This window comes from Sutcliffiella halmapala (assembly GCF_002019665.1).
Taxonomy (GTDB): Bacteria; Bacillota; Bacilli; order Bacillales; family Bacillaceae_I; genus Sutcliffiella_A; species Sutcliffiella_A halmapala.
Genome location: NZ_KV917375.1, coordinates 1494907 through 1506252, shown reverse-complemented (window position 1 = coordinate 1506252; position 11346 = coordinate 1494907). Strand labels below are relative to the sequence as shown.

General features: G+C 37.8%; 11 protein-coding genes. 2 read left to right on the top strand and 9 right to left on the bottom strand.

Annotated features, from left to right (window positions below):
• Nucleotides 1-70: 70 nt before the first annotated feature.
• Entirely contained in the window at nt 71-790 is a 720-nt protein-coding gene (gene vrrA / locus BK580_RS07205) for a VrrA/YqfQ family protein (protein WP_078379676.1), read from the top strand.
• A 138-nt stretch (nt 791-928) separates the two neighbouring features.
• Nucleotides 929-1879, top strand: coding sequence for a 4-hydroxy-3-methylbut-2-enyl diphosphate reductase (locus BK580_RS07200; RefSeq protein WP_078379675.1), 951 nt, complete (start codon nt 929-931; stop codon nt 1877-1879).
• A gap of 378 nt (nt 1880-2257) precedes the next feature.
• Here the strand turns inward: BK580_RS07200 and BK580_RS07190 are convergent, their stop codons facing one another.
• The 9 genes from BK580_RS07190 to BK580_RS07150 form a co-directional block, all read right to left on the bottom strand.
• On the bottom strand, nt 2258-3376 hold the full coding sequence (locus BK580_RS07190; protein WP_078379673.1) for a Nif3-like dinuclear metal center hexameric protein: 1119 nt from the start codon (nt 3374-3376) through the stop codon (nt 2258-2260).
• Entirely contained in the window at nt 3363-4082 is a 720-nt protein-coding gene (locus BK580_RS07185; RefSeq protein ID WP_078379672.1) for a tRNA (adenine(22)-N(1))-methyltransferase, read from the bottom strand. Before BK580_RS07185 ends, BK580_RS07190 begins: the two co-directional genes overlap by 14 nt.
• 150 nt (nt 4083-4232) lie before the next feature.
• Nucleotides 4233-4604: a cytochrome c550 gene (gene cccA, locus BK580_RS07180; protein ID WP_078379671.1), complete on the bottom strand. Its 372-nt coding sequence runs from the start codon at nt 4602-4604 to the stop codon at nt 4233-4235.
• A gap of 209 nt (nt 4605-4813) precedes the next feature.
• Nucleotides 4814-5953 carry an acyl-CoA dehydrogenase family protein gene (locus tag BK580_RS07175; protein ID WP_078379670.1) on the bottom strand — a complete coding sequence of 380 codons (1140 nt, stop codon included), beginning with the start codon at nt 5951-5953 and terminating at the stop codon, nt 4814-4816.
• A gap of 181 nt (nt 5954-6134) precedes the next feature.
• Nucleotides 6135-6665, bottom strand: a complete 531-nt coding sequence (locus BK580_RS07170; RefSeq protein ID WP_078379669.1) for a hypothetical protein — start codon at nt 6663-6665, stop codon at nt 6135-6137.
• Between the two features lie 110 nt (nt 6666-6775).
• Nucleotides 6776-7900 (bottom strand): RNA polymerase sigma factor RpoD, encoded by a 1125-nt coding sequence (rpoD, locus tag BK580_RS07165; protein ID WP_078379668.1) that lies wholly within the window; start codon nt 7898-7900, stop codon nt 6776-6778.
• Nucleotides 7901-7945: 45 nt separating this feature from the next.
• Nucleotides 7946-9760, bottom strand: a complete 1815-nt coding sequence (dnaG, locus tag BK580_RS07160) for a DNA primase (protein ID WP_078379667.1) — start codon at nt 9758-9760, stop codon at nt 7946-7948.
• A gap of 31 nt (nt 9761-9791) precedes the next feature.
• Nucleotides 9792-10265: a YaiI/YqxD family protein gene (locus BK580_RS07155; protein ID WP_078379666.1), complete on the bottom strand. Its 474-nt coding sequence runs from the start codon at nt 10263-10265 to the stop codon at nt 9792-9794.
• Nucleotides 10266-10525: 260 nt separating this feature from the next.
• The gene (locus BK580_RS07150; protein ID WP_078379665.1) at nt 10526-11335 is read right to left on the bottom strand and encodes a pyruvate, water dikinase regulatory protein; all 810 of its coding nucleotides are present in this window, start codon (nt 11333-11335) and stop codon (nt 10526-10528) included.
• Between the last annotated feature and the right edge of the window lie 11 nt (nt 11336-11346).

Below are 11346 nucleotides of genomic sequence, written 5' to 3'. Positions count from 1 at the left end.
TTTTTACCAATCTAATCATTCTTACGTATGCAAACTAATGAAATTTTTTTAGAAAGGAAGGAGGATTACCATGTTTTTTGGACCAAACCGACCTATGCCACCAAATGTATCGCCCTTTCAATTTGGAGGTGGAATGTCACCATTCCAACAAATGCAACCACCTAATATGGGAAACATACCAAATATGTCTAATCCAATGATGATGAGAAACCCCTCTTCATTTATGAGTGGTGGAAGAGGAGCATTTATGGGTGGCGGAAATTTTGGCGGAGCTAATTTTGGCGGGACTAACGGAGGTGGTGGCGGATTACTAGCTAAATTACTCGGCAGAACTGGAGCAAGGAGCATTGGAAATATGGGGGGACTTGGTCAACTTGCCAATACTGGTGGTGGCCTTGGCCAACTAGCTAGCTCCGGTGCACTCCAACAGCTTGCAAACCCTAGTAATTTAACCGGGATGTTAACAAATGTTCAAAAAGCTCTTAAAATGGCAGAGTCTGTAATGCCGATGGTTCAGCAATATGGGCCTCTTGTAAGGAATGTCCCTGCTATGCTCAAGTTATACAGTGAATTGAAAAATGTCGATACTTCTGATGATGAAGATGAAGATACCTCTACAACTAATAATGAAGAAGGAACTGATAAAGAAAAGAGTTCTAACTCTGGAAGCAATGAGGCAAAAGCAACTGCTGCTAAACCTAAAAAACAAAAGTCAAAGGACACAACATCAACATCTAAATCAAACATTACAAAAACTGCCGGAGAATCTTCTCCTAAACTTTATGTATAGACTTACCTATTTCTTCTTTTTTTACTATCCCTCCATCTTATATTATAATAAGATTATAGAAACAAGAGAGTGTGTATCACTCTCTTTATTGTTTTGTTTTCCAAAAGAGCTTTATTGATTTAAGGAGGGTAACATTGTATGGAGATTATTAAGATTGCCCCACGTGGCTATTGCTATGGCGTAGTGGATGCTATGGTTATTGCAAGAAATGCAGCTTTAGATAAAACGTTACCACGCCCAATCTACATTCTTGGTATGATTGTTCATAATAAACATGTTACAGATGCATTTGAAGAAGAAGGTATTATTACACTTGATGGAGCTAATCGTATCGAAATATTAGACAAGATCGAGCAAGGTACGGTTATTTTCACCGCACACGGTGTATCCCCTGAGGTTAAAGCCCTCGCAAAAGAAAAAGGGCTTACAACAATAGATGCAACATGTCCAGACGTAACAAAAACACATGATTTGATCCGAGCAAAAGAAGCAGAAGGTTATGATGTTATTTATATTGGGAAGAAAGGACATCCTGAACCTGAAGGCGCGGTTGGTGTTGCCCCTAACATCGTTCATCTTGTCGAAAAAGAAGAAGATGTACACCAGCTAAATATTCAAAACGAAAAAATCATCGTTACAAATCAGACAACGATGAGTCAATGGGACGTTACCGATATTATGGTGAAGGTTCAAGAGAAGTATCCTCACGTTGAACAACACAAAGAAATTTGCTTAGCTACCCAAGTAAGGCAAGAAGCTGTAGCCGAGCAAGCTGGGGAAGCAGATGTAACTATTGTAGTTGGAGATCCTAAGAGCAACAACTCCAACCGCTTAGCTCAAGTATCCCTTGAAATCGCTGGTACAACAGCGTATCGTATCTCTGATATTAGTGAGCTTAATATTGAATGGATAAAGAACGCGAAAAAAGTGGCAGTTACTGCTGGAGCATCGACGCCAACGCCTATTACAAAAGAAGTTATCACATTTATCGAGAATTTTGATCCTTTAAACAAGGAAACCTGGAATACGACGAAGAATGTGCCATTGCAGAAAATTTTGCCGAAAGTGAAGAAGGCGAAAACGTTATAGTTTTTTTAGGAAAGCTGTTTATGAGAGTCGATTCATTGACTTTCTAAGCAGCTTTTTTATTTAGATTACTGTTTCGTACTTTCTGCTGTTGAAAGAGCTGCTCTGAAAATAGGAAGGTTACCTGTTCGGACTCCACGTAGATTTCCGTTATAGGTGTTTGTGAGTGTTCGAGGGCATGGATTTGAAAAGAAGGAAAAGCATGATCCCAGAGTGCGTGCCTGAGGTCATGCTTTTTGAAAAAACGAAAAAGCATACCCTCTCAGAATGTGTGATTTTTCTTTACACATTGTATGAGTGTCTACTTTGAAAACACGGAACCACACGCTGAACTCCAAGTTGATTTCCATTTCCCGTTCCATCATCATTTAACTCTCTCTACTACATAAAAGTAAAAGGGTCTGTGTTCGATTCGGAGACCAACACATCTAATTTCCATTTCTTCTCATTAGCTGCTTCGACCAGCTTTTTTGCCGTTCCTTTTTTCATGATTTTCTCCACGTAGTGGCCAGGGTCAATTACGTTCAGCCCAATTGCCATGGCATCATGCGCTGTATGGAAATACAAATCACCAGTTACATACACATCCGCTCCCGAAAACTTGGCATGCTGAATGTATTTATTTCCATCTCCACCAAGAACGGCAACTTTATTTATCTTGCTGTCAAGATTGCCGACCACTCTTACATTCTTTGCATCTAAAGTCCGTTTCACATGCTCTGCAAATTGAGACAAGCTAAGTGGATTGGGTAACTTACCAACTCTCCCTAAACCAAGCTTTTCTCCTTCGTTTTCTAACGCATAAATATCATAAGCGACTTCCTCGTAGGGATGCGATTTGATCATTGCACTAATGACTTTCTTCTCCAAGGATGCCGGAAATACTGTTTCCACTCGGTATTCTTCAACTTTTTCCAACATGTCTTTTTCACCGATAAAAGGAGTAGTCCCTTCTAGAGGCATAAAGCGTCCTTCTCCACCTACACTAAAAGAACAATGACTATAATTGCCGATATGTCCTGCACCAGCATTTCCTAAAGCGCTCAGTAGTTCCTCTGCATGCGTTATAGGGACAAACACAGTTAGCTTTTTAAGTGATTCGGTGAAGGTAGGTACAAGCACCTTCGTATCATGAAGATCAAGCGCTTCCGCTAACAAATCATTCACTCCACCATTCGCAACATCTAAATTCGTATGAGCAACATAAACACTAATATCATGTTTAATACATTTTGTAACAATTTTTCCTGCTGCATGGTCTTCTGTAACATTTTGAAGTGCTCTGAAAATCGGTGGATGGTGGGCAATAATGAGATCTACCTCTTTTTCAATCGCTTCGTCGACAACATTTTCTAGTACATCTAGCGTTACCATTACTTTTTTAATCGGTTTATTTAATGTACCAATTTGAAGGCCAATTTTATCTCCTTCCATTGCATATCTTTTAGGAGAAAACTGTTCAAACCATTGAATAACATCATGACCATTAGCTATTTTCAACGTCTAATTCCTCCTCCACAAGTTGAATTTTATATTGAAGTTCTTTCTTTTTTTCCTGATTACTTTCTGTCGGAGCCGCTACCTCTAGCTGACTCACTATTTTCTTCCAATGTTCCAATTCCTGAGACCATTTTTGTATAAATACAGCATTCTTTTCCTTTGCTAAAAAAGGACCTAATAAAAGAGATGCGGCTTTTTTCTTCTCATAAGGCTTTTCGCTATCTCCACGCTCCGCTACCAGAATTTCATAAATTCTGCCCTCATCTTCTAAAATTTTTTCCGCTACAAGCTCCCATTCATTCGCTACCAACCATTCTCTGACCTTTTTCGCGCCAATGTTTGGTTGTAGAATAAGAGTTTGAACACCTTCGAGTTTTTCTTTGCCATTCTCCAAGATAGATTGAATTAATGTTCCACCCATGCCGGCAATAGTGATACATGTTACTTCATTAGGGGAAATCACCTCAAGTCCATTTCCTTTGCGGACATCGATGACAGCTGTTAGTTCTGTTTTAGTAACTTGTTCTTTTGCCGATTGATAGGGCCCCTCCACTACTTCTCCAGCCACTGCGCGTTCAATCAGCCCTTTCAAATAGGCATAACAAGGGAGATACGCGTGATCGGAACCAATATCCGCTAAAATACTATTCTTCGGAATAAAAGAGGAAACTGCCTCTAGCCTTTTTGATAATTTCAATTCATTCACTATTAGTCACCACAATTACTATGTATTTTGTTCATAAAAAGATTGTTCCAAAGTTCACTTACCTGAAATCCACTATACTAAGTATAAAAAAAAATCCTTCACAAATGCAAAGGACCTTTTATATGAAAAACATTTCTGGGAAAAAGTAAATTACTCTTCTCCGCCTTCTTCACCATAGTTTGCAAGCCATTCAGCTAAAACTTCTGCTTCTTGAGGGTTAGCTAGTCCAGCAGGCATTGTTCCTTGTCCATTAATGATTACTTCTTTAATCTCTTCTGGAGAAAGTCTGTCGCCTACGTCTACTAGAGCTGGTGCACCCGCACCACCTGCAAGATCATTCCCATGACAGCCAATACAAGAATTTTGTTGGTAAAGTTCTTCTGCTGTTAATTCTACTGGTTCTCCATCATCACCGCTAGCAATTTTCTCGGCTTGATCTAAACCAATAAAAGAAAATAAGAACATTAATCCTAGTCCTAAAACCGCAATAAATGCAAAAGGGATTAGTGGATTACGATTCATTTTATTCAAACCTCCTTATGTACATGTACGTATGTCTAAACTTATACAAGCACTCTCTATTTTACTTTATATTTTACTATAGGAAAAGACCAAAATGCCAACTTCTGCTTTAAATTCACAGTTTAGACAAAAACCTTCATCAAAGATGAAGGTTTTATTTTTAGCCCATTTTTTATTGTACCTCAAAAATATTTTTTTACTATAAATTTTTAACAACCTAGATGCCTTGCAATAACCATTCTTTGAACCTCAGATGTTCCCTCACCGATTTCTAGTAGCTTTCCGTCTCGCATGAATCTTTCCACATGATACTCTTTCATATATCCGTATCCACCGTGAAGTTGAACGGCTTGGTCGGCAATCTCCATGCAAACTTCAGAAGCATAAAGCTTACACATGGATGCTTCTTTGGAGAAAGGTCTACCTTGATCCTTTAACCAAGCAGCTTTATAAACCATCGTTCTTGCCAGTTCCAATTTCATCGCCATATCCGCAAGCTTGAATTGATTTACTTGGAAACTCGATAAGGATCTACCAAATTGTTTACGTTCTTTTGAATAAGCGAGCGCTCGCTCAAAAGCCGCCTGAGCTATCCCTAAAGCCATTGCGCCTATTCCGATACGTCCGCCGTCTAGCGTGATTAAAAACTGCCTAAAGCCTTCTCCACGTTTCCCTAATAGGTTCTCTTGATGTACTCGTACATCCTCTAAGACTAATTCTGTTGTATTAGAAGCATTCAGCCCCATTTTTTCGTAATTATCAATTACTTGGAATCCTGGTGCATCTGTAGGTACAATTATTGCAGAGATTTCCTTCTCATCACCTTTTCTGTCTGTAATTGCAGTCAGGGCCAAATGTTTAGAGTAAGAAGCATTCGTAATAAAACATTTGTTTCCATTAATTATATAATCCGTTCCATCTTCTACAGCAGTTGTTTGTGTACCACCTGCATCAGACCCCGCATTAGGCTCTGTTAATCCAAAAGCACCTAATGATTCTCCTGTACAAATTGGAACTAGAAAGTTACGTTTTTGTTCCTCTGTTCCAAATAAATTAATCGGTGCACCACCTAATGATACGTGGGCAGAATAAGTGATCCCAGTCGATCCACAAGCACGACTTAACTCTTCTACGACAATGGCGAAGCTAACTGTATCGGCTCCAGCTCCACCGTATTCTTCTGGAAATGGTAATCCCATCATTCCTAATTCAGATAATTTATGAAAAACTTCGATTGGGAATTTTTTGTCCCTGTCGCGCTGAAGAGCACCCGGTGCGACCACTTCATCTGAAAATTCCCTGATTGTTTTTTTTATCATTGCCTGTTCTGTCGTTAAATCAAAATTCATAATTTTCCCCCCTTGATGATTATGAAAAACTTTTCTAATTATCAAAAAATGTTTTACACTTCATTTATTTAGAAAAGTAATTCCCAATACTTACATTACATATTGAATACGCTTTCAAATGTATTATAATAGAAAGGAGGGAATATTCTCAACTTTTTAAAATAACTAAATTTTATGTTAATTACATTAATATAATAACTCCAATCATCAGGGCAATGCTTAATATGGAAATAATAGTTAAGTAATACCATTTTTTTATATACCCAATCACAAACCAAATAAGCGTTTGAACACCAACAACGATAAGGGTTATAGTGGATTGATAATCCATTAGTTCTACTAATTTCAACGATAAAAGCAGAACTAACAATACAATAACAATGATCGGTATATGAACAAAAAAATGTTCTTTTCGAAAAATATAATATCCAAAAAATGATAAGAAAATAAAAAATATCATGAGGACCATTTGCAAATCAATTGACAATTCAGTAAAATAAATGACAAGAAATGTTATTGGTATGAACATCGGAATTAGGAATGCAAGAAAAAGTTTGAACAGGTTCTTATTGTAAGGTTTACTCTTTTCGCTGCTTTTTTCTCCCTCCGTATACAGTGCCAATAAGTAGTCGCAATAGTTTTCTGGAAGAAGGCGGCTCTCCTTCCAGTACTTAATTTCATGGATAATTGTTTCTTTTCTAAGCTTATTCATTATTAAAACACTCCTATTGCAGGTGCAGATAACTGAAAATTAAAAATAAATAAAATGATAAAAAAGAAATAGTTCACTCTTAAAGTAAACTATTTCTAACAAAGCGAAGCCTATTCAAGAAAATCTTTTAATCGTTTACTACGACTTGGATGTCTTAATTTTCTAAGTGCCTTTGCTTCAATTTGACGAATACGTTCTCTAGTTACTCCGAACACTTTCCCCACTTCTTCAAGTGTTCTAGTACGTCCGTCATCTAATCCAAAGCGAAGTCTTAGAACATTTTCTTCGCGATCTGTAAGGGTATCTAGGACATCTTCTAGTTGTTCTTTTAATAGTTCATAAGCAGCATGCTCAGATGGTGAAGTTGCATCTTGATCTTCAATAAAGTCACCTAAATGGGAATCATCTTCTTCTCCAATAGGAGTTTCTAACGAGACAGGTTCTTGTGCAATTTTTAAAATTTCACGAACTTTATCTGGAGTAAGATCCATATCTTCTGCAATTTCTTCTGGACTTGGTTCACGGCCAAGATCCTGTAATAATTGACGTTGAACACGAATTAATTTATTAATTGTTTCCACCATATGAACCGGGATACGAATAGTTCTTGCTTGGTCTGCAATCGCGCGAGTAATTGCTTGACGAATCCACCATGTAGCATATGTAGAAAACTTGAATCCTTTTCGGTAATCAAATTTTTCTACAGCTTTGATTAATCCCATATTACCTTCTTGGATAAGGTCAAGGAATAACATACCGCGACCAACATATCGTTTGGCAATACTAACCACGAGACGTAAATTCGCTTCAGCTAAGCGACGTTTCGCTTCTTCATCACCGTCTTCGATGCGGTTGGCGAGGCTGATCTCTTCTTCAGCAGATAATAGATCCACACGGCCAATTTCTTTTAAATACATACGAACAGGGTCATTAATTTTCACTCCAGGTGGAACTGTCAAATCATTAAGGTCGAATTCTTCTTCCTTAGCTAATTGTTGAGTATTAGGATCGTCATCAGATTCTGCTTCACCAATTATTTCTACACCTTGTTCACCGAGAAATTCGTAATACTCATCCATTTGGTCTGATTCCATCTCAAAACCGGACATTTTTTCTGCTATCTCTTCGTATGTTAGGACTCCACGTTTCTTCCCAACTTCTGTTAATTGGTCTTTTACTTGATCGATGGTTAATTCCGTTTCCATCTCTTTTGATTGTGCTGATTTTTCAGCCATCAACAGTCCCCTCCTTCCAACATTAAACGCGATAAAGAGGCATATTTATTGTTTTAACTCTTTTTTCATTTGGATTATTTCCATCGCGATTTGTGCAGCTCGTATAAAGTCTTTTTGCATTTCTGCTTGTTTCTTTTCTTGTTCTTTTTCTTTTATTGTTAACAACTTTGGGTAATTAAACACCTGTTTCATGTAATCCTGAAGAACGGCATTACTTAACTCTTCTTCAAGCGTAAGCATTCCAAGCTCAGATATCTTTGTCTTAAGCGCCTGTTCAGGAATCCGCTCCATAAATACACTAACGTTCGGCTCATAACCTTCTTCATAGAAAGCATAAAGATATGCGGCGATAGCCCGATGTTCTTCTAGGATAAAAGTACCTTCAATAGCAGCTTGGACTTTGTCTGAAACTGCTCGATCTTTTAGCATATGTGCTAATAAAAAGCGTTCAGCATTTTGATAGGCAGGTTTTAACGTTTGAGAGAAGAGCTTTGGCTGATTAGATATATTTATTCTATTCCGCTCTCGATAATCCTTTTTTTGGTTAAGAGATTTATACACCTGAAATTGTTGTTCCTTTAAAGCTTCCAGCGAGATCGAAAATTCGTCTGATAGTTGACGAAGATAATGGTCACGCTCCACCGCTTTGGTTAACAAGCTTATTTCTTTGAGTACATCTTCTATATACCGAATTTTTTCTCCCTCGTCTTTTAAGTTTCTGCCTCTGCGAAGGTACTGCAACTTAAATGCCATAAACGTTAAACTTGCCCCTATTACATCCTGCTTAAATGACTCTGGCCCTTTTTTGCGGATATAGTCATCAGGGTCTAATTTATCTGGCATGAGCGCTACACGAACATAGCACCCTTGTTCAATCAATATTTTTGCAGCACGGTATGCAGCTTCTATCCCGGCATTATCGCCATCATAACAAACGATAACACTTTCCACATGACGCCTAATAATCCTCGCCTGATCCTCCGTTAAGGAAGTTCCCATCGTGGCAATAGAGTGAGGCAGACCAGCTTGATCTGCTGCAATTACGTCAGCGAATCCTTCAAATAGTATTACTTGCTCTTGCTTTCGTATATGCGGTCTTGCTTGATGAAAGTTATAGAGTATTTTGCTTTTATTGAAAAGAGCCGTTTCTGGAGAATTTAAATATTTCGGTTCCCCTTTTCCTAGCACCCGACCTGAAAAAGCAATAACATTCCCTTTATGATCATGAATAGGAAACATGATTCGGTCACGGAAGCGGTCAAAATACTCTGCAGTATGCTCCTTTTCAATTAGAAGCCCTGCTTTTTCAAGCAGCTTTTGATTATAGCCTCTTTTTGATAAGAACTTTAAGGCAAAGTCCCAACTATTTAACGCATAACCAATTCCGAACTTTTTCATCATTTCGTCCGTAAAGTCTCTAGCTTTTAAATAGTCATAGGCTTCTTGACCTTCTTTTGTATTTAAGAGTAAATGATGGTAGAATTTCTGTAAGAGCAAATGGGCATCCAGCATCCATTTTGTTTCTTTAGACTGACCTAATGGTTCTGCCTGAGCATTTTTCGGGACTTCCATTTCAATGCTTGATGACTTAGCAAGCTTTTCGGCAGCCTCTACGAAACTGACCCCTTCGATATCCATGATAAAATTAAACGCGTTTCCTCCAGCTCCACATCCAAAGCAATGAAAGATCTGTTTGTCCGGGGACACAGAAAACGAAGGTGTACTTTCACCATGAAAAGGACAGAGTCCAAAGTAGTTGCGACCTTGTTTTTTTAACTGTACATATTCACTAATAACATCCACAATGTCGGTTGATTGTCTAATTTGATCAATGGTTTGTTCAGGAATTCTATAGTTCATAACAACACTCCGTGATTAACTATTTCGCTTTCTATTCCAGAATTCCTGCAATATTCGACAATGTTTTTTGAAATGAATGTACAAAGTTTTCTCGATCGTGCAAAGAAAAAGCTTTTGGGCCTTTTGAGTGGTTTCCTTGTCTCCGTTCCTTTGCCGATAAAAATCTCATGTGTAGGCGCAACTCCATTTCACTCTCTTCGTATTGTTTTCCACGCGGAGAAAGAACATAAACGTTACGTGATACCAGCATACTGGCTAACCCAAGATCTTGAGTTACCACTACATCATTTTTGCGGGCGTGATTTAGTATATATAAATCTGCAGATTCTTTTTCATCATCTACGTATACCCAAGTACCTAGAATTTCATTTTTCACTACATGGGAATAAGATGCCACAAAGTAAACATCTAGATGGTATGTATGACTAATACTACTTATTTCTTCCTTTACAGGACAAGCATCTGCATCCACCAAAATAATAGGCTTCCGATTATTATTTTGCATGTTAAATGGTTTCTACATCCCTTCCCAAAAACCTTCTTTTTTCGATATGTTTTTTATAGTTGTCGAACGAAACTCATTTCTAACTATTGACTTATAGCTAGTTTTAGTTTATTCGATTAACTGGAACTCTAAACCCTATACAGGAATTTTTTTATCACAATTTTTTATTATAATATAAACTCTTTGAATTGACCACTAATATACTCATAATAATGCAAGTAAAATTTCATTAAAAAGAGCACTCTTTTATAAGCGCTCTCCTACTTTAGTCGGTTATTATAGATGTTAGAAATCAAGTTGGCTGTTTCTTCCACAGCTTTATTGGTCACATCGATAACCTCACAACCTATTTTATTAGCGACTGTATCAAAAAATGCAAGCTCTTCTTTAATTCTTTCTAAATTCGCATAGGCTGCTTTATCATTTAAACCTAATGCCTTTAGTCGTTCTTTTCTTATATCATTTAGCTTTTCTGGGCTAATTTTCAAACCAAAGCACTTTTCTGGTGATACTTTATATAGCTCCTCTGGAGGATCTACCTCTGGTACTATCGGGACATTCGCTACCTTCAAGCGTTTATGTGCTAAATACTGAGATAATGGTGTTTTTGACGTTCGTGATACCCCAACCAAGACAATATCCGCTTTAATAATTCCTCGTGGATCCCGTCCATCGTCATATTTAACAGCAAATTCAACAGCTTCTATCTTTTTAAAATAGTCATCGTCAAGCTGACGGACTAGACCTGGTTGATATTTCGGCTTCACATTATATTCCTGTTCCATCAAATCTACCAATGGACCGATAATGTCATACACAGATACACCCTCTTTTAGCGCCGAAGCAATAAGGTGCTTTCTCATTTCAGGAACTACAAGCGTAAAAGCAATAAGTCCATGATTTAATTTCGCAATGGAGATCACTTCATTTATTGTTGCGATATCTTCCACATAAGGAATTCTTTTCAAATGAAAGTTCGCTCCGTTAAATTGGCTAATCGCAGCTTTTACAGCAAGTTCTGCCGTCTCTCCAACTGAATCTGAAACTATATAAACGGTTCGCTTTTCCATGATTCTCCTCC

Excerpts from the sequence above, each read along its gene's own strand:
- vrrA (WP_078379676.1), top strand. The coding sequence starts at position 71 with ATGTTTTTTGGACCAAACCGACCTATGCCACCAAATGTATCGCCCTTT.
- BK580_RS07200 (WP_078379675.1), top strand. The coding sequence starts at position 929 with ATGGAGATTATTAAGATTGCCCCACGTGGCTATTGCTATGGCGTAGTG.
- cccA (WP_078379671.1), bottom strand. The coding sequence starts at position 4,604 with ATGAATCGTAATCCACTAATCCCTTTTGCATTTATTGCGGTTTTAGGA.
- BK580_RS07175 (WP_078379670.1), bottom strand. The coding sequence starts at position 5,953 with ATGAATTTTGATTTAACGACAGAACAGGCAATGATAAAAAAAACAATC.
- BK580_RS07170 (WP_078379669.1), bottom strand. The coding sequence starts at position 6,665 with ATGAATAAGCTTAGAAAAGAAACAATTATCCATGAAATTAAGTACTGG.
- rpoD (WP_078379668.1), bottom strand. The coding sequence starts at position 7,900 with ATGGCTGAAAAATCAGCACAATCAAAAGAGATGGAAACGGAATTAACC.
- dnaG (WP_078379667.1), bottom strand. The coding sequence starts at position 9,760 with ATGAACTATAGAATTCCTGAACAAACCATTGATCAAATTAGACAATCA.
- BK580_RS07155 (WP_078379666.1), bottom strand. The coding sequence starts at position 10,265 with ATGCAAAATAATAATCGGAAGCCTATTATTTTGGTGGATGCAGATGCT.
- BK580_RS07150 (WP_078379665.1), bottom strand. The coding sequence starts at position 11,335 with ATGGAAAAGCGAACCGTTTATATAGTTTCAGATTCAGTTGGAGAGACG.